Annotated in this window: 18 protein-coding genes and 1 tRNA gene; 13 read left to right on the top strand and 6 right to left on the bottom strand. The window is 54.3% G+C overall.

Annotation, left to right across the window (positions count from 1 at the left end):
* Positions 1 to 7: 7 nt before the first annotated feature.
* Both ACE3TY_RS07350 and ACE3TY_RS07345 read right to left on the bottom strand, forming a co-directional pair.
* Entirely contained in the window at positions 8 to 2860 is a 2853-nt protein-coding gene (locus ACE3TY_RS07350; protein ID WP_374652307.1) for a type IV secretory system conjugative DNA transfer family protein, read from the bottom strand.
* Between the two features lie 22 nt (positions 2861 to 2882).
* Complete coding sequence (locus ACE3TY_RS07345; RefSeq protein WP_374652305.1) at positions 2883 to 3263, bottom strand: hypothetical protein; 381 nt, start codon at positions 3261 to 3263, stop codon at positions 2883 to 2885.
* Between the two features lie 352 nt (positions 3264 to 3615).
* Here ACE3TY_RS07345 and ACE3TY_RS07340 point away from each other — a divergent pair, with 352 nt between their 5' ends.
* The 5 genes from ACE3TY_RS07340 (at position 3616) to ACE3TY_RS07320 (ending at position 9388) form a co-directional block, all read left to right on the top strand.
* Positions 3616 to 4215 carry a hypothetical protein gene (locus tag ACE3TY_RS07340; RefSeq protein WP_374652304.1) on the top strand — a complete coding sequence of 200 codons (600 nt, stop codon included), beginning with the start codon at positions 3616 to 3618 and terminating at the stop codon, positions 4213 to 4215.
* A gap of 22 nt (positions 4216 to 4237) precedes the next feature.
* Positions 4238 to 4840, top strand: a complete 603-nt coding sequence (locus ACE3TY_RS07335) for a hypothetical protein (RefSeq protein ID WP_374652302.1) — start codon at positions 4238 to 4240, stop codon at positions 4838 to 4840.
* Positions 4837 to 6495: an ATP-binding protein gene (locus ACE3TY_RS07330; RefSeq protein ID WP_374652300.1), complete on the top strand. Its 1659-nt coding sequence runs from the start codon at positions 4837 to 4839 to the stop codon at positions 6493 to 6495. The genes ACE3TY_RS07335 and ACE3TY_RS07330 overlap by 4 nt, the downstream gene beginning before the upstream one ends.
* Before the next feature lie 5 nt (positions 6496 to 6500).
* On the top strand, positions 6501 to 8603 hold the full coding sequence (locus ACE3TY_RS07325; RefSeq protein WP_374652298.1) for a DNA-directed RNA polymerase subunit alpha C-terminal domain-containing protein: 2103 nt from the start codon (positions 6501 to 6503) through the stop codon (positions 8601 to 8603).
* 80 nt (positions 8604 to 8683) lie between these two features.
* Complete coding sequence (locus tag ACE3TY_RS07320) at positions 8684 to 9388, top strand: hypothetical protein (protein WP_374652296.1); 705 nt, start codon at positions 8684 to 8686, stop codon at positions 9386 to 9388.
* A gap of 101 nt (positions 9389 to 9489) precedes the next feature.
* Here the strand turns inward: ACE3TY_RS07320 and ACE3TY_RS07315 are convergent.
* A tRNA-Thr gene (locus ACE3TY_RS07315) sits at positions 9490 to 9564 on the bottom strand.
* Positions 9565 to 9672: 108 nt separating this feature from the next.
* Complete coding sequence (locus ACE3TY_RS07310) at positions 9673 to 10860, bottom strand: type IV secretion system DNA-binding domain-containing protein (protein WP_374652294.1); 1188 nt, start codon at positions 10858 to 10860, stop codon at positions 9673 to 9675.
* A gap of 152 nt (positions 10861 to 11012) precedes the next feature.
* Between ACE3TY_RS07310 and ACE3TY_RS07305 the strand changes: the two genes are divergently transcribed.
* The 3 genes from ACE3TY_RS07305 (at position 11013) to ACE3TY_RS07295 (ending at position 13985) form a co-directional block, all read left to right on the top strand.
* Positions 11013 to 11198, top strand: coding sequence for a hypothetical protein (locus ACE3TY_RS07305; RefSeq protein WP_374652292.1), 186 nt, complete (start codon positions 11013 to 11015; stop codon positions 11196 to 11198).
* A complete protein-coding gene (locus ACE3TY_RS07300) occupies positions 11195 to 13669 on the top strand; it encodes an AAA family ATPase (protein WP_374652291.1) in 2475 nt (824 codons plus the stop codon). The genes ACE3TY_RS07305 and ACE3TY_RS07300 overlap by 4 nt, the downstream gene beginning before the upstream one ends.
* A gap of 70 nt (positions 13670 to 13739) precedes the next feature.
* Positions 13740 to 13985, top strand: coding sequence for a hypothetical protein (locus ACE3TY_RS07295; RefSeq protein ID WP_374652289.1), 246 nt, complete (start codon positions 13740 to 13742; stop codon positions 13983 to 13985).
* Here ACE3TY_RS07295 and ACE3TY_RS07290 read toward each other — a convergent pair.
* On the bottom strand, positions 13982 to 14191 hold the full coding sequence (locus ACE3TY_RS07290) for a hypothetical protein (RefSeq protein WP_374652287.1): 210 nt from the start codon (positions 14189 to 14191) through the stop codon (positions 13982 to 13984). The genes ACE3TY_RS07295 and ACE3TY_RS07290 overlap by 4 nt on opposite strands.
* Before the next feature lie 901 nt (positions 14192 to 15092).
* On the opposite strand from ACE3TY_RS07290, the gene ACE3TY_RS07285 reads away from it, so the two are divergent.
* The gene (locus tag ACE3TY_RS07285; protein ID WP_374652285.1) at positions 15093 to 15266 is read left to right on the top strand and encodes a hypothetical protein; all 174 of its coding nucleotides are present in this window, start codon (positions 15093 to 15095) and stop codon (positions 15264 to 15266) included.
* Between the two features lie 6 nt (positions 15267 to 15272).
* On the opposite strand, the gene ACE3TY_RS07280 is transcribed toward ACE3TY_RS07285, so the two are convergent.
* A complete protein-coding gene (locus ACE3TY_RS07280; protein ID WP_374652284.1) occupies positions 15273 to 16868 on the bottom strand; it encodes a recombinase family protein in 1596 nt (531 codons plus the stop codon).
* 151 nt (positions 16869 to 17019) lie between these two features.
* Here ACE3TY_RS07280 and ACE3TY_RS07275 point away from each other — a divergent pair, with 151 nt between their 5' ends.
* The 4 genes from ACE3TY_RS07275 (at position 17020) to ACE3TY_RS07260 (ending at position 20563) form a co-directional block, all read left to right on the top strand.
* Positions 17020 to 18369: a hypothetical protein gene (locus ACE3TY_RS07275; RefSeq protein WP_374652282.1), complete on the top strand. Its 1350-nt coding sequence runs from the start codon at positions 17020 to 17022 to the stop codon at positions 18367 to 18369.
* Positions 18370 to 18684: 315 nt separating this feature from the next.
* A complete protein-coding gene (locus ACE3TY_RS07270; RefSeq protein ID WP_374652280.1) occupies positions 18685 to 19044 on the top strand; it encodes a helix-turn-helix transcriptional regulator in 360 nt (119 codons plus the stop codon).
* Positions 19041 to 19562, top strand: a complete 522-nt coding sequence (locus ACE3TY_RS07265) for a hypothetical protein (RefSeq protein ID WP_374652278.1) — start codon at positions 19041 to 19043, stop codon at positions 19560 to 19562. Before ACE3TY_RS07270 ends, ACE3TY_RS07265 begins: the two co-directional genes overlap by 4 nt.
* Before the next feature lie 68 nt (positions 19563 to 19630).
* Complete coding sequence (locus ACE3TY_RS07260; protein ID WP_374652276.1) at positions 19631 to 20563, top strand: ArdC family protein; 933 nt, start codon at positions 19631 to 19633, stop codon at positions 20561 to 20563.
* The last annotated feature ends 258 nt before the right edge of the window (positions 20564 to 20821 follow it).

Genomic DNA, 20821 nt, shown 5'->3' with positions numbered 1-20821 from the left:
GCAAAAGCTACCGTTCCCTATCTTTCTTCAAAGACCGTGCGATCACTGCTGCGATAGCCTGCCGGCGCATTAGCGTTTCGGCTTCGGTCATTACTTTGCGCGTTACGCGGACCCGGTACCCCTTCACTGCTCCCTCCGTCGTAAGTGCTGCGGCAGAGAGTTGGTCAAGATGAGCGATCAAATCTTCCGGGACAAGAAAGCGGATGCGGCCATGGTCCGGCTCGGGTACTTGCAGCAAGGCGAATTTCCGAAGAGCCGCAAGTCGGCGCTCCTGGGGAGCTAAGAGAACAACTTCATTGAATCCGGCGGCAAGACACTTTTCGATATTACCAAGCTCGTGTTCATAGTCCGTCGTTACCGAAATCTCGCAGGCAATCCGGTGATCGCCGAGCGTCAGCGAAACATCGACCTTCCCCGCGCCGTCAAGAATAGGTTCTTCGATGATCGCTCTAAAGTTTCGCTCTTCGGCGGCTTGCTTTATAATCTCCTGGAGGTATCGGTGCTGTTTTCCCCCACGGCCGAGGGGCGCCGGCTCTGCTCGTACCGGTGCCCGCGACCTCTCCGGCCTGATTGTAGTTAGACGCACTGCATTCGCTTCTTCAAACGGTACCGTTCCAAGCGGCGTGATCATTTCTGATACTGTCCGCTCAATTTTCCTCTCGTCTCCACGGTCGACAGAGCGCGGTACCTTCGTGTGATTTGCCGATGGCCTATCCGACGCACCCGGGCTGATAGTCTTTTGTTGTGATTGTCGATCAAGCGCTTCGATTGCCGCAACGGGTGCGCAATACCTCGCACGATTGAGGGTAATCAGGGCTGTATAGTCGTCATCGGAAACGGTCGATAAGCTCTCGACCCGACCGAGCGGAATCTCCACACCGATCGCTTGCGGCGTCAGGTTCTTGACGAAACAGGCGAACTCTGTTTTTCCCCTTCGCTTCCGAAATCCCTGGATGAACTGGGCATCGGACCGCATCTCCGAGGCGAATGTTGAAGCATCCTTGGCACTCACGCCGCCGGCAAACTTAATGCTGGTGTTTGCCATGACGCTAGAGCGCAGGCCCGATGCAAGCTGGTCTAGGTTCTGGTGCGCAAGCACCATCCCAACCCGGTATTTTCGGGCCTGATTCAACAGTTGTTCAATGTTCTGGTCGAAATAGTCCTGGGCTTCATCGATGTAGACGAACGTCGGGCGTCGCTCGTGTGCGGGAAGTGCCGCGCGTTGTATCGTCGCTTGGGCAATGAGGGCGATGAAGAACCGCCCGAAGATCGCACACCCTTCTTGCTTCAAGAGCTCCTTCGCCGTGTTGATAAGAATGATCTTGCCGCTGTTGGTTGCCTCGAAGAGATCAACTCTGCTTTTCGGATACGAGAACATTCGTTCCAACGTGACGTTACTCAGAACGCCCCACAGTCGCGTGAGTATTTGCTTCTTGGTTTCATTGAAGCTCCGATCAAAGAAGCGCGTCTCAAAGAAACTTCTCGCCGTGCCTGGCAGCTTTGCAATGTATGGACGGAACGGCTCCCCATTCTCCATGAGCTGGCGCAAGGTATGAACCGTGGCACCAGGTATCTCCATCATGAGTCGGGCAAGGTACTTGAATACGACGCCCTGCTTCTGGGTGAGCTCCGCACCGAGGAGGGCGCCGAAGAGGTATTCGTACAACTCAATCGTACCGTTCAGTACCTTCTCGCGATCAACTGGGCTAAAGCTTCCGAGCCGCTCGCGATTCCAATCGAACATATTGAGGCACGCCGGGTACTCAACGTCGTTCGGATCGATGATGAGAAGTTTATCGGAAAGGCTATCAGCCACCCCCGGAGAGAATTCCGCAAGATGCGCGATTGTACGGATTAGATCACCTTGGCTATCGAGAACGACAATCGATCGACCGTCTTCTCGCGCCTTCGCCAAATCATGGTGAATGAGGAGTTGCAGCAGTTGCGTCTTGCCATGACCGGTCCCGCCGACAACGAGCGTATGTTCGAAGCGAACCGGGTACGGAATATCAAACGGGAAGCGGCTCTCGAAGAGCTCCCCGAACGGAGTCTTCCCAAGGAAAGCGGCGGTGAGCTCGGCACTCGATTTCTTCCGTTGAGCCGTTGGCAGAACAATGGCTTTACTCGAACTGTGCGATCGATCAGGCGGTATACCGGATGCAGCGAGCGCGTTCCGGTCAAGCACCTCTCTGATGGGATCGAAGAGGCGCGCATTTGCAACATCATCGTCAAACATTGTCATTAGCGTGCGCTCAATGACCTCAGGAGGTGTCTCGCAGAGATCGATGAGCGACGCGGTGAAGCCCGATTGCGGTGCCGGCGCTTCATCTTCATCGCCGTCGAGCACGACAGCTGGGCAATATCCGAGAATTCCTTCGAAAATCCGTATTACCTTTTCCCGCCAAATTTCGATGAGCCGAACGTGATCGCTCAAGAAGCGACGCTTGCGGTTGAGGTAGTCCCGAAGCGCATGGCCCTCTTCAAGGGTCAGCGACGCGTGTGGATCGATGTCTGCAAACCCGAATATCGAGCCTTCCGCGATAAGTAATTCTCGGGTGCAGATCCACAATGCTTCGCCGAGAACGATTGAGGGAGTTACGGCGGCGCGTTCACACGCCTCGACGACGACCGCGTAAATGAAATCATCGGCTGCACCCTCAACTGCATATGGAGATGCGGCGAATTCGCGTCGCGTGGTGTCAAAGAGCGCTTGCGTTTCCGCCCGCTCCCGCTCTGCCTCGGTAACGAAGGGGTTCCGGAAACCCCGTCGAACGGCGCTTGCGGAGGAGTACCAGGGGAATCGGAAATTCCACCCGCTCTTGAGGCTGGCGATAATGTCGCCAAAGATCGATTTTGCCACGGCGGCGCCGGAAATGGGGCCGCTAGATTTCGAGCACCTCTTCGCCACCGAAATGGGCGGCGGTGTCGAGTATCGCCTTGAAATTCTCGCAGGCTTCCTTGATCTGCTCCTCGACGGCGCGCATTTCGATGATGTCTTTGCACTCGATATGCTTGCCGCTCACGAGCTCATCGACCGTCACGGTGATATTCATCATCTTAAAGGCAAGGCGCGAAGCGAGCCCCATTAGTCCAGAGCCAGGATCTTTGAGCTCCATCTTTTGATAGAGCATGGTCTTGCCCATTTTATACTTTTTGACCGCCTCCGACTCGGCGTCTGCGAGCTCAGCCCGCGCGTCGAGCGTGAACGTGATAGAGCTCGAAAGCATTCCGGATTTCTGATTCCGGCGAAGCAATAGTTTCATGATTGTCCCCGACTGTCGTTTTCTCCCCACACGCGTTGTTAGTGCGTGATTATACCTACTCAACCGTAGTGTGCGAGGGAATTTTCGAGTGTTGCCGGCGTCACTACAAGCTGGCGCCCGCCGATGACTTGGACCCGAAAGCCGTCCGGGCCTATCGCTCCAGGTAAGCAGGCCCCGTTCCCCGCTCAGCGGCTCCCGCGATCATCGCCGGCATCCTCATCGCCGCCTCAAGGCGCCGATCACGTTCAGTCGCCTCAAATCCCGAAAATAGTTTTACACATCTAAATACCCCTTGTAACGTAGAGTATATGAAAGTATATACGTCATATACAAGCGCTGTAGGGGTATCTAGGTGGAAAAGGTAGAAAGTTCCAGTTTGGTAGAGGCGGGACTTGCCGCCATGAACGCGGCCGCCAAGCCGCTCACGCGGCAGCCCAGCAAGGGGCGCGCGATGCTGTACGCCCTTTCGAACGGCGAAACGGTCCGGATGCGGACCTGCAACGATCACGTCCTGATCGTCGTCGGCGACCGCCCGACCGCAGATGCGAAGCTGAATATCGAGGGCACCGACTGGATTCTTATGGTTATGCCCGAAGTTGAGCGCACGCCGGGCAACGTCGATTGCTATTTACTCCCCACCACCGAAGTCGAGGCCGAGGCGCGTCGCACCCATCAGGAATGGCTCGACGGAAACCCGAAAACGGGCGGCGACAACAAGACCTGGAATCTCTGGTTCAAGGCCGGCGGTCCAGGCAAAGCCAACGACTATGCTCGTAAGTGGCAGCGGTACAAACTGAAAACCTCTCCGGTCGTCGATACGGCTCCTCGCATCGATACGCGCAACGGCACCGGCAATGTGAAGGCGGAAGTCGAAAACGCGCGCAAACGGATTGCGGAAGCGGCCGGCGTGCCGGTGGAAGCCATCAAGATCACAATCAATTTTGAAGGCTAGTCGGTGGGCAGTAGGAGGGGAAATGGCGAAAAAAAACGAGAAACAGAACGGCACTGCCACCATGGCGCAAAGCGATATCGTCGCCATCGCCGCCTATATGGCCGGTGCAGCAAAAAAGCGCGTCGACATGGAAGATATCGCCGTCAAGGCGAACGAGATTGCGCCCGGTCGCTTCACCTGGCGCAAATACAAGGAGCAGATCGACCTCGAACTTATCTACAAGCACCTTTGGGATCTGACGAAGCCCGATCATGGCTCCTATGTCACTGGGACGAAAAACGAGGGATGGATGTTGACCCTTGCGGGCACGACGTTTGCCGAAAAAACCGTCGAGACTGTAGAGCGAATGAACCTCGGTAAAGTTCGCCTGACCAAAGCGGACGAGCAACGTATGAAGCGCGATCGCGTTAGAATGCTTTCCGAACCGGCCTATAAAAAGGTCGCCGAAGGCCGCGCCGTCGAAGTCACCGTTCCCGAAGCCGAAAGATTTTTCCGCCTAGATGACTATGTCGTAGGTCAGGCGAGAGAGCGCAAACTCGCGCAGACCGAGAATGCTTTTCACGACGATCCGAAATTGAGCCTTGCGGTCGCCAATGCCGCGCAACTGGTAAGGAGCAAGAAATGAGTGTTTCAGCCCTGAAAGTCACCAGTCACGTCGCACGCGACTTGCTACAAAGCGCTGCCCTTTTCAAGACTGAGCAAAACGTCGTGTGGGAATATGTCTCGAACGGATTGCAGTACATCGATCCTGGTACGCAGCCCGTCGTCAACGTCGAGGTCGACGCCAAGGCGCATAAAATCGTGATCGAAGATAACGGCCGCGGTATGACCGCTGCGGACCTGCGCCGGTATTTTCAGATGCACGGCGAGAATACCGACCGGAAGGCCGGCAGGGCGGGCCGCGGCATGTTCGGCACCGGAAAGTCCGCAGCATTTGGGATCGGCACCACCCTTCGCCTTACGACCGTTCGTAACGGCAAGCGCTCCAAAGTCGAATTGGAGCGGAAAGATATCGAAGCCGCGGACGACGGCGACAGCATCCCGGTGAAAGTTCTCGAAGAGGAGGTCCCGACCCGCGAGCCCAACGGTACTCGCATCGAGATCGAAGGCATCTATCTCAAGAAACTGGATATCGGCGCCATTGTCCGGCACGTCGAGCGCCACATCGCGCGGTGGCCGAATGCCGGCGTTGTCGTCAATCGGCAGGAATGCAATGTTGTCGAGCCTTCCTATTCGAGCGCGAAAGAGTTCCCCACCAAAGGCACACCCTTCGAGGCCTTGCTCGGCGATACGAAGCTCATCGTCAAAATTGCGCAAGCCCCTTTGGAGCCGGAATGGCAAGGCATCGCTATTTTGTCCGATACCGTCTGGCATTCGACCAGTCTGGCCGGCTGCGAGAACAAGCCTTTCGCCAGCCATATCTTCGGCGAAATCGACGTGGAGCGTCTGAGCAAAGATAACTCCCTTATCCCGGCGTTCGATATGAGCCGCTCGATGCAGCTCAATCCGAAAAACGAACTCGTTGCCGCGATTTTCGCTTTCATCGGGCCGCATATCGAGAGCGTGCGCCGCGAGATCGAGAAAGCGGATCGAGAGCGTCGGCGCGAACGCGATAACCAGAAGCTGCAGCAAGAGGCCAGCGAAATCGCCCGCATCATCAACCAAGACTTTGACGCTTGGCATAAGCAGGTGCAAAGCACGATGGCTAAAGTGCCCGGCGGGAAAGACAAGATCGAAAAAGCCAAGGCGGTCGCCGAAATCGGCGAAGCTATCGTAAAGGGCGACGAGTTCTCTGCGGTTGCAACGAATGAAGTGACGACCACCGAGTCGGAATACGTCCCGGACCCCGAACCCAACCCCAGTCCGAATCCCGATCCCACGCAGGTCGAGCCGACGCCGGCGCTTGAACGGTCGGCGGAAGAGACGGAAACCAAGGCGAAGACTCGAAACAAAAGTCGACCTTCGGCCGGGGGCGGCTTCCATGTCGATTTCAGAAATATGGGAGCCGACGAGCCCAGAGCGAAGTATGTTCACGACGAGCGGACGATTTACATCAATTTGGATCATCCGCAGATAGCGAACGCTAAGTCTATCGGCGGAATAGAGGACATCGCCTTTCGCCGGCTGTCCTACGAAGTCGCCTTTTCGGAATACGCGATTGCGCTGGCTTCGGAACTCGCGGCCGCCGAACAGTATATCGATATCAACGATCCGATATTCGACATTCGCGACACTTTGAACCGCATCTCGCGTTCCGCCGCGGGCTTGTACAAAGCGTAAGGTCCATGATGACGGCGACCGAGGCAATTGAGCTCGAGCATGGTGTGTTGGAGGCGGTCGGCGGGCCGCTTGCGATCCCCGTGTCGACGCTCGCGCTGAGTGTTCGCGCCTCCAACGTCTTGAAGAACGCCAATATCGTTTATCTCGGGGACTTGGTGACCTGGACGGAGGCCGGCCTTATGGGTCTTCAAAATTGCGGAAGGAAGTCCGTCGCCGAACTGCGGGAAGTGCTGACGGTTCACGGATTGCGGTTCGGAAGCTCTCAAGCCTCGGTGACGCCGCCGCTGGGAGAGGCTGCACCCTCAAAGAACCTGCGAGACTACGACGGGCAGACCCAGGCCAAGTTCTTTCTTCGCGTGTCGGATCTTCGGCTTTCTGTACGCGCAAGCAACGTGTTGGTCGCGGCGCATATCTCCTACGTTGGCGAGCTGGTGCGAAGGACGGCCGCACAGATAGGTAAGTTGCAAAGCTGTGGCAAACATTCCGTTGCCGAGATAGAGAGCCGCTTGGCGGCCATCGGTCTTTCATTTGGAACAGAGATAGCCGATTGGGACCGTAAGGTCGCCCAGACTGCATACGATGAACCGAGCGCGGCGCTCGAAGCGGCCCAAGTGGAAGCGCAAAGAACAGTCGTCCCGGAAATTCAGGCGTCCTCTCTAGAAGAGGAATTGAGCGGTGTCGTTTCGGCGGTCATTGATGGGCGCAATGCGGAAATGGTCGTCAAGCTCCTGGGATGGTCCGGTGCCGGCCGGCGCACGCTCGAGTCCGTCGGCCAAGAGTACGGCATCACACGCGAGCGTGTCCGACAGATCGCCGCCAAGACGACCAACAAAATCAGGGCCAACAAGATCGACTTTCCTTGGCTTACTCGTGCCGTTAACGCGGCGCGGCAAGTCGGCCCTCTTACGCCGAAAGAGCTGGCGAAGCTGTTGAGGAAGGCCAGGATCAGCCGGACCGATTTCGACCCGTCCGGGCTTGAAGCCGCGTGCGAGGAACTGGGGATCGAATTCGGCCTAGAACGTCGAACAATCAGTGGGCAGCTTGTTTACGGCAAAGAACCTGGACTTGCCAGGCTGCACGGTCTTTTCAGGCTCTGCAAAAGACTGACTGCGGCTCGCGGTTGCGCCAATTTCGACGCGATGTGCGACGAGCTTGGTGTGCCCGAGGGCGAGCGTGACGGCGTCCGCTATATGATTTCGAAGAGCGGGGCCAATATATGGCTCGATGATGAGCGCCGGTGGTTATTTTCGAAGGCAACCACGCGCAATCGCTTGTCGAACGTCGTTTCTAAAGCGCTTTTCGTTTGTCCTACTATCCATCTCGGCGAGTTACGTCGAGCGGCCGCCAAATCTCGGCGGCTGCAATCGGTACCGCCGACGAAAGTGCTTGCTAAATTTCTCGACGCGAATGGGTTGGCGCACGTCTCAGGGGACGAGGTGGTCGCCCAGCAGACATTTGCCGACGCCATCGAACCCGGATCGGCTGAGGACACGTTCCTTCGTGTTTTCAAGACGCATGGTCCTGTTCTTCGATGGGACCGTTTGCAGGAACTTTGTATAGCCGCTGGCATGAACCCAACAACCGCCGGCATTTATATGTCGATATCGCCGATACTGACCCGGGTTGTTCGTGGCGTGTACGCGCTTGTCGGTTCGAAGATAGAACCCGGCGTCGTAGAAGAGATTGCTGCTGAAATCTCTAGATCGCGGCGGCGCGCCGACTCCGGCTGGACGAGCCGTGGCACACTTTGGTGCGCGATCCAGATTAACCGGAGCATGCTGACGAGCGGCGCCGTCCATTTGCCGGCGTTTGCGACGAGCATGGTCGAAGGCAAGGAGTGGGAAATCCGCATTGACGGGAAAGCGTTCGGAACCGTCCTGAAGGCCCGGAACAACTTCGTTTGGAGCTTGGCAAAGCCCTTAGAGCGCCTTGGCGCCGAGCCGGGCGATATGTGCATCCTTGACTTTAATCTCGGGGGACGGACCGTCGACGTGACGGTCGGAGGCGAAGACTTAGTCGACGCATGGGAAAGTGGTGATATCGATCTTATGGAGAACGAAACACCCGAGCCTGTCGAAGGTGAAATCGAGGAAAAGGAAGAAGATTGAGCCGTTGCCGTGTTCCGTCCAGATGGCTCGCGTGGATCGAAGCAGTCCCATAGCCACGGAGCTCGGCAACGGCCGATGAAATGAAAAAACTCCCCAATTTCGGCGACGAACGACAAGTCGGCTTTTGCGTCCACTGTGGTGGCCCGACCGAGACGCAGGACCACGCGCCCTCTAAGGTATTCCTTGACTTGCCTTACCCGCTCACCCGGCCGACCGTTCCGAGCTGCACAATCTGCAACAACGGATTCTCCGCTGATGAGGAGTACGTCGCCTGCTTCATCGAGTGCGTGGTCCGCGGCACAACAGACCCAGACATTCTGGACAGAGATAAGGTGGCGAAGGCCCTCCGCAGGAACGGAAGCTTGCGCGGTCGGATCGAAAGGGCGAAACGGGAGGCGGAAACTTTGGGCGGCGGCAGGATCATAACATGGCACCCAGAGGAAGACCCGTTCCGACGGGTCGCCCTCAAGCTCGCACGGTGCCATGCTGCCTACGAGCTGAACGAGCCGCAGTTGTCCGAACCCGATCACATGCTCGTGGCTCCACTCCCGACCCTCAATGACTTGCAGCGTGAGCATTTTGAGACACCGCCGGATACTGGCGTATGGCCAGAGGTCGGGAGCAGGGCGATGCAGCGCCTCGTAATAGCTGATGGGGCTTATTCCGAAGGATGGGTCCTCGTTCAAGATGAGCGATACAGATACATGACCGTGGGTGCCGGGAGCATCATGGTTCGTGGTGTTTTTAGCGAATACCTTGCCTATGAGGTGATCTGGGACCGATGAAGATGCTTATTTACGCGTGCCTGAGGGGTTGACCCCGTCGGAGCGCTGCGAGAATCAACGCCAGGCCCTTCGGGGATCGGACATCATGGTTGAACATAAGATGGTGCCGGATGAAGGGATTGAACCCCCGACCTTCGGTTTACAAAACCACTGCTCTACCGCTGAGTTAATCCGGCCCCCTGCGGCACAGAAATCCGGTGCCTATTCGGTGCTTGCCCGGACCATGCACGATACAAGCGCATATTCTGATTTGCCTTATGACCTCAAGGCCCTCCGATTACAAATCATGAGGCCTCCGACGGGCGAAGGCTTACAGCACTGAAGGGTGGTGAGGGTACGCCGTCGATCATGAGCTTCAGGTACATTTGGTAGTTCGGCAGATTGAGGAGGTCTTCGGTGTCGAATTTTGGCAGAAACTCCTTAGTAAGGATGGCGGTGTCTTCCGGCCCCACACGGAACGAAATGAGCGTGCCCATGTTGCCCATGATTGCGTGACGGATATCGGGTTCCAGTTGATGAAGATGCTGGTGGGCCAAGGTCAGGCCGACGCCATACTTACGGAGCTCTGATGCCATGTTTGCAAGCGCCAGCGTCGTGAAGTTCTGGAATTCGTCTATATAGAGAAAGAAGTCGCAGCGCTGGGCCGCCGGCATGTCGGCCCGGCTGAAGGCGGCGAGCCCTATGGTCGTTACGATGAGGGCGCCGAGAAGAGTCGCGCTATCTTCTCCAATGAGGCCTCTCGCGAGGTTTACGACGAGGATGCCACCATCATCCATGATCTTGCGGATGCGGATGTCCTCGGTTGGTTTCGTTAGGATACGGTTTAAGGTTGGATTAGCGAGTAGGGCGCCAACCTTGTTCTGGATTGGTGCAGCACCATCGGAGCGATAGCCGAACGAGTATTTCTCAAACTCTTGCAGCCAGAATGCCCGTACCGGCGGATTAGAGAGCGGTTCAGCAACCTCTTTGCGGAAAGTTCGATCTGAGAGCATCCGGAGGATGTCGTTCAACGTTGAGCCCGGACGCTCCAAGAGTGCGTACAGAGCGCAGCGAAGTATGTGCTCCATGCGGACGCCCCAGGCGTCGCTCCAGATCTTTTTGAACGCTTCAATGAGGCCCGCCGCTGCGAGCGGTATCTTATCCGGCCGCACATGGCGAAGCGGGTTATACCCGAAAGGTTGCGTCGGGTCCGGCACGTTCAGATAGGTGAAAGTGGAATGCCGCCCTTCCGGGACGAGGGCTGCGACTCGGGCGGCCAAATCCCCGTGCGGATCAATGAGCGCAAAGCCTCGGCCAGCCTCAATATCTTGACGGATCAAGGTTTCGATCAGAGTGGATTTTCCTGTGCCGGTCTTCCCGATGATGTGGATATGAGAAAGACGATCGCCCTGCTTAATTCCGAACTTGATGCCATCATTTCGATAGTTGCTTCGGCCGAGATAAGAAATCTTGTTTGATGGAGTTGTATGCATCTCGGCACATTACAAATCCAGGCGCCGAGGCGCATGACCTTCAAATACCTCAGCCAAGCAATTTCAACAGAACTGACCGTCTGGCATTCCTACAACCATGGGATTAGAATGTCTCTATGACGACCGCCCCACGAGATTTGAAGGAAGGGTCGATGGTAGCAAAACCAGAGTCCGGGGATGTGCCTACCCAAGTCTTCGAGAGCTTCATCAAAAAGCTCGAAGCTGACGGTGAATCCAAAGAGCTAATTGAGCGGCTCAGGAAAGCGATCGTAGTAAATCGAACGCTATCCGACCGCGAATTGCTAAAGGCCATTTTTCCTGGTGAAGAAGCATCATGATCCGCGTAGAGAAAATACAAATCCAAGAATTCCGGGGTATCCGAGATCTGACACTCGACCTCAAAGCGAGCAATTTTGCTGTCTGTGGACCAAACGGAACCGGGAAGAGTGGTGTTGTCGACGCTATCGAGTTTGCCCTGACGGGCAGCATTTCACGATTGGCCGGCCGAGGAACAGGTGGCATCTCCATAAAGGATCATGGCCCTCATGTTGATAGTAGGAATCGACCTGACAAAGCGAAGGTCATACTCACGGCTTCAATTCCTTCACTGAAAAAAGCGGCGACTATAGAGCGAAGCGTCAAAGATCCGTCTACCCCAACCATTACACCCAATGATGCAGATGTTCTAAAGGCTCTTCGTGAACTTGAACACCATCCAGAGTTCGTTCTCTCCCGTCGCGAGCTCATACGCTACATCCTTTCCACTCCCGGTGACCGAGCCAAGGAAGTTCAGACCTTACTTCGATTGGATCAAGTCGAAGATGTCCGAACATCATTACAGAAAATCTCTAACGCTTCGGGAAAGGAAGTGAACCCGCTCAAGCGCGAAAAGACTCTAGCGTCAGACCAGTTACTCGGAGCTCTGGATATTCCGCAAATAAGTGGGGAAAAATTGCTCGGTGCAGCCAATGCGTGGCGCGCCATCTTGGACCTTCCGCCGCTCACCGAATTAACGTCGGCAACATCCCTCAAAGACGGCATGACAACTGCGGCGGCAGAGCTGTCCAGGCAAGTCCCGAAGGCCCAGGCGATCGCAGATTTGAAGAAGCTCCAGGATGCTTTTACAAAACTTGAAAGCACGGAGACCAATGATCAAATCAAGATAATCCTTGAACAACTCAATGCCCTGAACGCTGATCCCGCTATCTCCAGCGGTGTTACGCGTGAGCAACTCTTGACCACGGCAATTGAGCTGTTCGATGGAAAGGTTTGCCCGGTTTGCGACACGGTTTGGACTCCGGATGAATTTCGGAGAATCGTCGATGCTAAACTGACGCACTTGGAAGAGATATCGAAGAAGCGAGCTGCGGTTGAGGAATTGCTTGAGCCGATCATCGGGCGCTTGGAAGAGATCACCGAGGCGTTAAAGGTCGCGGCGAGTTACGGAAAATCTCTGAAGCCACCAATCGATACTAAAATTCTAGGTGCATACTTTACCCAGGTTCGCGATTGGGCGAAACGGCTCGCAGACTTTCTTCCGATTAGTTCTTCAATCTCTACGATTGGCGCATTCACTGTAGTTCCCGCAGAGGTGCGTAGTCTGATTTCCGATATTGATGCTGCGATCAAGGTGTTGCCGGAGCCAACTCAACAAGATGCCGCCCGTGAGTATCTCACGATTAGTCAAGAACGCTTGGAGGCCTATCGTTCCGTATCTCTCCGTCTCAAGCAAGCAGAGGAGCGAGCAGAGTTATCGCGTCGCATTTTCGATGCCTACGCGAAGGTCAGCACTACCGTATTGGACGGAATATATAAAGAAGTTGAGAGGGACTTTAGTGATCTCTATCGCTTTATCAATGAGGAAGATGAAGGCGACTTTCGTGCCCAGCTAACGCCTTCAATCGGGAAGCTCGGGTTCGATGTCGATTTTTATGGTCGCGGCTATTTCCCTCCTGGTGCATATCATAGCGAAGGCCACCAAGACAGTATGGGGCTATGCCTCTATCTGGCTCTTATGAAGCATCTCCTAGGCGCCGGTTTTACTTTTGCTGTTCTTGACGACGTTCTCATGTCAGTGGATTCCGGGCATCGGCGAGAGGTTTGCAGACTGCTCAAAGAGAAATTCCCAGAGACGCAGTTTATCTTCACCACACATGATCACATTTGGCTCCGCCATATGAAGACGGCGGGTCTTATCACCTCGTCATCAGCAGCTCATTTCCGAAAATGGACGGTGGATCAAGGGCCGACAGAGTGGGATCAGTTGGATCTCTGGCAGGAGATCGACAATGATCTCGCGAAGAACGACGTACGGGCGGCCGCGGCACTCTTGCGCCACTATTTAGAATATATTTCAGCCGAGGCTTGTCATCGCTTACGTGCCCAAGTCGAATTTCGAGGAGATGCTCAGTTTGAGCTCGGTGCGCTCATGCCTGGGGCAATATCTGGGATGCGAAGAGCTTTAAAGGCCGGAAAGGAGGCTGCTCAGTCTTGGGGCAAAACGGATATCCATACGAATGTCGATGAGCGTGAAAAGGCTTTCTCCGATTTGGCAGGGAAGTCCAACGTGGAACAATGGCAGATCAATCCCGCCGTCCACTACAATGAATGGGCGGCTCTCGGCCCCAACGACTTCAGGCCAGTGGTAGCGGCATTCAAGGAGCTCATCACGGCATTTTCTTGTCCGGACTGTCATGGGCTCTACTATGTCACACCAGAACGAGGGTCGCGTGAAGGGCTGCGATGCACCTGTGGCTCCACGAGTATTAGTCTCGTAACGAAACCTGCTGAAAAGAAAAAGGCCAGTTAGAGAATTTTGTAAGCGTTATACTATTAAGTCACTTTCCCAATATATGACAAGAAAGCTGTATGTGGAGCTTGTGAAGCTACTGATCGCCGACGCCAAACGCGGGAATTCGGCAGACGTGGCTAAAATGCTCGTCAGCATCAACAATGACGATGCACCGCGGCGTGATCAGGACATCGTGGACTTCCTATCTGAGTTCTATCTATTTGTCGTGTTTGGCTATCGTCCAGTTGAGCATCCGAGCGGGATAAAAAACTGGGAAGACCTCAGCGGTCGAGCTTCTGAGTTGGAACAATCTTCCCAGCATCGCAGCCACTAGCTCTTACCCTTACTCGATTTGCCCCAGAAGCCATTACTCTTTTCATAGTAGTGATCATGGCTCTTGTGGGCGTTGTCACCAGACCGGGCAACAAGCACGTCAGTCACTCGGTCAGCACGGTCAGTCTTCGTGTTCACTTGAACATCCGAAACCTTTCCGGTTTCGCCGTCACTCTTTTCACCAGATCCGAAACCAAACCAACCCATGGCTGTCTCCTTTACTGGTTAGCGTTATGAATTCCGTTGTTAGAACGAAATTCATTTCTTCCGGCGATGTTCGCCGGCTATCAGACGCTGTTTGATGGCAGCAGCCTCGCGCTTTCGCTTCAGCCGGGGCATCACCATGCCAATCAAGGGCGCGTCTTATCCCCTTGATTTAAAGGGCTAGTTCTGTATAATTCTAAAGGATTCGCGGCCAAGGGGGTTGAGCTGTTGGGGTCATCACTCGACACGTCGGATGCTACTTTTTTGGCAGATGGGCTGTGCCCCAATCTGCGATCCGACTCTTCAGCCCGAAGCATTAGCCACAGAAGGCCAAAGTACGCCTGCTCGCTGCACATCTGATTGCTCCGTAAAGTTCATCAGTTTGTGTGGCCGCCCAAGATCTCGTTCCACCGGGATCTTGGGCTTTTCTTTTCTTTCTAGAAACTCGGGTGCACACCTCTCCCGAATGTTTAAAGTTAAAAAAAGCCGCTTAAACAAAAATAAGCGGCGCCGCTTTTAACAATTTGTATTGGTTTCGTCGACATTTCCACCAAAGCTCCTTGCCGCTCATCATAGAGCGGCGAGCTATAGAAATATCTTGGAATGCAATCCGTTCCGACATTTTGCAACCCGTCAGAAGTCAGTCATCCGTTGCATAATTGTTACATTCAATCTCGAAAAAGTCGAGTCAAATCGATCTATATCCATTCCGCAACGGATCGATTGTTCCGATTGCCGATAATCATTTTTCTCTGGAATAGAGTGCAATTGGCCGGGAGTAATTGAGCCTGTTCATAGCCGTGGACAGCCCCACTTCGATCATTAGCATGTGACCTTAACTCTTACGAACCCGACAGGTTCCTCGGTCGTGTGACGACCCAGGTTCGCCACTAATCTCAATTCTATGCAGATTAATGAACGCTCACTGCAAGAATTTAAAGCGCTCTGGAGAGAGAGTTTTGCGACAGAAATTAAAAATGATGAAGCACGCGAAATGGCTTCAAATCTCCTTGAGCTCTACGCATTGCTGATTAAAAAGACACCGCGCGAGATAGAAGAAAAAAAGAAGCAGAAGTAATTCTGCTCATGCAACTTTTTTCACCTCACTCTGCTTGTCGCACTTGGAGATGATAGACTTGACGCATTCAACCGTATCAAGTGTTTCCGCATCTTGAGCTTGAAAAAGGTTGCGGAATTCGTTCAAGGCAGCCAGCAGCTCAGAACGAACACCACTGCTCGTCGCAATGACAAACGGTTTTCTGGCCTCAATGCTCAATTTTCTGTTTCTTAGGACGAGGTTCGAGCCGACGCTTTGAATAATTTGGCGCCTCGTATCATCCAGGCCATCGCGGTACCATTCCAGCGCTCTACTGCTAAAGCATAGCAAAGCTCTAGCAGGTTCGAGCCACTCGCCAGACTCTTTGATTGATTCAAGGCGCTGTTCGAGTTGCCTGCGTTCATTGACAAGCCGCTTTCGCTCTGTGGAAAACTCGTCTTCGTCTATCATCTCATTCACTCGGAGTGATGTGAGATTCGATAGCGCTCTTTTGGTGGCATCCAGCGCTTTCTGGCCGCTATGGATCAGCGCTTTGATCCCGAGTTCGCCCGAAGCCATTCGAGATTCAATCTCATTCAGCGCCCATTCATGCAGCTCTAGCGGAATAGAAATGCAGCCGAGAAACTGAGTAAAAGCGCTTTCAAGGGTGGGTGCTGTAATCGACAGTTGGGTGCATCGCAAGTCCAGACGCTTCCTAGTGCAGTGATAGTAGACATATTGGTAGCCATAGCGGTTGATCTTGCGCTCAGCCGTTATCATCAACCCGCATTCACCACACCGGATAAGCCCCGTGTATGGAAAGAAATGCTTTTTTGGAGATGGCTTCCCCACGCGGCCGAGGTTGCGTTGCACACGATCAAACTCCTCACAAGTCACCATCGGCTCGTGCGCTCCGGGGTACATTTCCCCTGCCCAAGAGAGGATGCCGGCATAGAAGGGGTTAGTTAGCATGTTGTGGATGGCACTTACCCCGAGATATCGACCGCCGATACGATGGCGGCGCATCGTTTTAAGTCCCCATCTTTGAGATTCGAGGGCCATACCCCTTAGTGAGCGTGTATTCGAAAGCGCCAGGTCGAACACATGACGAACCATGTTGAAGCGATCTTCATCTCTTACAATTGTTTTGCTCGCGGGGTCGTTCTTGTACCCAATTGGCGCATGATTTGGCCGCCACCCTCGGGCAATCTTCGCTCGATTGCCCCGCTTCACATTCTCGCTCAGACTATCCACATAGTATTTTGAATACCCGAATATGATCGATAGCATGAACTTACCTTGCGAGTTGTTCTCGAAAGTGAAAGTTGCGAACTTCAGTTCCTTTAGAATTTTTCGATCGAGCAAATAGATGATCCGACCGCCATCCACCGAGTTGCGCGCTAGGCGATCAGGATGCCAGGTGATTATTCCCTCTGCCTCTCCTTGCTCTATTCTCCTCAGCATTTCATCGAAGATTTTACGGCCAGGCGCCTTCGCGCTGAACGCTTCCTCGAACGCGCCAACAATCTCAATCCCCGGGACCTTTTCAAAGGCCCGGCGTAGCTCTTCCTTCTGGGAGTCGATAGAGAGTATCTGTCGGTCTTCTGCCTCGGACGACTTCCGGCAATAGACGAAATATCGCATATGGGTTGAATCTAGCGCATTTCACTTAGTCCAGCGAATCGCGCAACTCAACAATCTCATTTGGTGCCGGCTATCGAACGGCGTTGAAAGTTCTCGGTATAACGGTTTTCACCTTCTTAGAACGCCCTCGTGCGCCATCTAAGCTTCTCAAATGCATGAGACGAACAAATCTGCACGAAAGAGAGTAAGCGCCTCCGAAGTGCTTGGCGATGGATCTATTGCGGAACTCATCTATGACTCGAAAGCCAAAATGACATCTTTCTCCGTCTGGCACAACGATACGCTCACCTTTCAAGACATGCTGACAGACGGTGCGCTGGGGATGGTTTACCCATTCTCCCCAGAGAACAATCTAATACGGAACGAAATCGTTCTGTTGGCATCGTCTACCGAAGAGTACGGATCGCAGGAAGTGTTGCTCCGCGATATCACGACATATCTGCATCGTTATCTCGATGTGAGCCCACTATTCGAAAAGGTGGCTTCTTACTACGTATTGCTCACTTGGATCTATGACGCTTTCAACGAGCTCCCGTACTTGCGCCTTCGTGGCGACTACGGCACTGGGAAGACCCGGGCGCTTCTGACAATCGGGTCGCTCTGCTACAAGGCGACATTTGCAAGCGGTGCCTCAACCGTCTCACCGCTCTTTCATACCCTCGATGCTTTTCATGGCACCCTCATCATTGATGAAGCCGACTTTCGGTTTAGCGATGCCAAGACTGATATCATCAAGATTCTCAACAATGGCAACGTCCGGGGGCTTCCCGTGCTCAGGACAGTTATGAACAATCAGCGGGAATTCAATCCGCGCGCCTTTCAGGTGTTTGGTCCAAAAATTGTCGCGGCGCGTGGCTCGTTCGACGACCGGGCGCTTGAAAGCCGTTTCATTACCGAGGAGATGGGGCAACGCCGACTGCGAAGTGATGTTCCGATCAATCTTCCGGATGCCTACAGAGTTGAAGCACAATCCCTCCGCAACAAGCTCTTGCTCTACCGATTCCGAAATCTCGCTCAGGCGAAGATAGATCCAACCATGATCGATCCCCGGCTGGAGCCACGCTTGAATCAGATTCTTGTGCCGCTCCTTAGTGTCGTCGATGATCGAAGCCTCCGGGCCGAGTTGCGGCAAGTGGCCCTAGGCTACCAAGAGGCGTTGATTGCCGACCGTGGCTTCACTCCTGAAGCAGATGTGCTCGAAGTGTTGCAGGAATTGATGGCCGACGGTCGCTACTCGGTTTCAGTCGGAGACCTAAGCTCCAAGATGGCCGAGCGGTTCGCCGCCCGTTACGAGCGCCCGATCACGGCGCGCTGGGTCGGGAACTTGCTTCGGCGGAAGCTTCGAATCATGACTTGGAAGATGCATGGAATCTATGTCGTGCCGAGGTCCGAGATGGCAAAGCTCCAGTTGCTATGGGAGCGATACGGCATCGGGGACGCCAGGTCAGGGTCTCCAACGGAGGGGGTCGGGGGACATGGGGACGTGGGGACTTCTGAATAACCCAAGGCGACGAGCCGTATAACGGCTAAGCCCCCGCTGCATTCACCGACGGCACGATACTGTAGTATCTGCACAACGTCCCCATGTCCCCTTGTCCCCAAACTAGACAAATGGTGCAAAGCGTGGCGCATCGGTGCTTCTCCACTAGTTGTCAACATATTCTCCCCTCATCGAGGGTTTTGCCCTCCCGCTTCCGCCTATTGCTCGGTACCATTTTCACTATGGCGGCAAATTCCTGCTTCTTTGTTCACTCCGGTTGTTCCGCGATCATTAAGCCGTTCGCCGCGTACGCCCCGTCTGCGAGCGCAAAATCATATGCACAAGAATGTTATCAACTATCTGCGAACTTTCCGGCGGCAATGGGGTCTAACCCAGGATGAAGTCGCTTTCCTTCTAGGCTGGAAAAGCGCCACACCGGTCTCGAACTACGAGAAGCTCAAAAGCACCCCAAGACTCTATGCCATTTTCGCGTTCCAGGCGATTTTTGGTGAGTTGCCGCAGAAACTCTTTCCATCTGTTTTTTCAAGCGTCGAGGAGGAGGTTCTGACGCGCGCCTATCAACTGCTTCAGAAGCTGGAATCTGAGAAGAGCCCTGAGGCGGTGCGCAAGTGTGCCCTTCTCAGAGATATGCTTCGCAGGGGAATGAAGAAAACTGATAACCACAACGAACCATGAAGCAGAGTCTCTGCCATTGCTTCATTCTTTCCCTCTATGCAACGACCGCTGGCTTTGCTTTTGCTATGTTCGAAGGACCGTTATCCCCTTTCGATTGGGGCGTGAAGCGCTTTGATAGAAAGAAAAGAAATGCAGACACTCTCAAGGCGATGATCGGCCTGATTGAGAGATACAAACCACAGGCAATCATAATTGAAGATGCCATAGCTATCGACTCACGCCGCGTCGCGCGCATTCGGAGACTGTACAACGGCCTAATTGTCTGGGCTGAAGCGCATGGAATCGCAGTGCATCGCTACGGTCGTTCTCAGATTCGACAGACGTTCGCTCGGTTTGGCGGAACAACGAAGGACGACATAGCGCTTATCATTGCGAAGACCATTCCCTCATTCGAGCATCGCCGGCCACCGCTTCGTCAACCCTGGATGAGCGAGGACGCTCGCATGTGGCTCTTTGATGCAGTAGCACTCGCGTTCACGTACTTTCATCTGGATGCGGTTCCTGAACGTCAACTCTAGCAAACGCCTCCTCGGTACTCGGGAGCACCGGAATAGTCCGATGTTCCCGCAGTGAAGAGGAGAGTCATATGTCAGAGTCGTTTGCGGAGCCGCGTGGCGGTGATGTGTATCGGCGCATCACTGATAAGATCGCGTTAGAAATTGAACATGGTGCGCCTATGTTCAATATGCCGTGGTATCGGAGCGGGGCGACCCTCGGCAGACCGGTCAATGCATACACCGATATGGCCTATCGGGGAATCAATGTTCTTGCTCTTTGGGTCGCGGCAAAGTCGTCGGGCTTTGGTTCTCGGTACTGGGGAACCTACAAGCAATGGCGAATGCTTGATGCTCAGGTGCGCAAGGGCGAGCATGGCACGACCATCGTGTTCTATAAGGAACTCGAACGAGAAGTGCATGGCGAGACTGAGAACGAGTCATCGACAGAAAGACAGCTCGTCGCAAAGTCGTCGTTCGTCTTCAACTCAGATCAGGTAGACGGTTGGCGATCGCCCGATCTGCCAGAGAAAAATCTCATCAAGACAGTTGAGGCTGCACAGTTCTTTGTCGAGAATGTCGGGGCCGATATCCGACATTGGGGTGAACGGGCGTACTACCAGCCGGCGGGTGACTTCGTTCAAATGCCAGACCGGGAACGCTTCACGGGAACGACTTCGACCAAGGCAACGGAGTCCTACTATGCAACGCTCTTCCATGAGTTGACGCATTGGACCGGCCACAAGGCCCGGCTTGACAGAGACCTCAGTACTCGGTTTCGTGAGCAAGCGTATGCAATGGAGGAGCTCGTCGCGGAGCTTGGCGCAGCGTTTTTGTGCGCCGATCTCCGAGTCTCAAGTACGCCGCGGCCAGATCACGCCGCCTATATCTCGTCTTGGCTCGCGGTGCTCAAGGATGACAAGCGAGCTTTGTTCACAGCAGCAAGCAAAGCGGCGAATGCGGCGGACTATCTCGATCGGCTTCAACCTATCGGTGGATCACCCGAGCGCCGCAAGGTTGAGTGAGTGTTCTCGGCACAGCCGCCAGTTCTTTAGTATGTAAGCCCCAGCCATAGCGCTGGGGCCTTTTTTGAAGTTTGCCAGCGAATCCACAGAGGATCTTGTGACCGGAGAAACAGGGCTGACTGACAACACAAAAGCCAGTTGTTGCCGTATCTTCTTGATAACCATTCCACAAAGGGTATCCAAAAGATACGTGTTCCTTGAAGAGTACGCCTTTTGGTAGTAGCGTCAAATGTGCCTTTCAAAGTGATCTGCGAAGGG

It is taken from the genome of Dongia sp., assembly GCF_041918875.1.
Classification (GTDB): Bacteria; Pseudomonadota; Alphaproteobacteria; order Dongiales; family Dongiaceae; genus Dongia.
The sequence above is the reverse complement of the archived record's forward strand: the minus strand, read 5'-3'. Positions and strand labels throughout refer to the sequence as shown.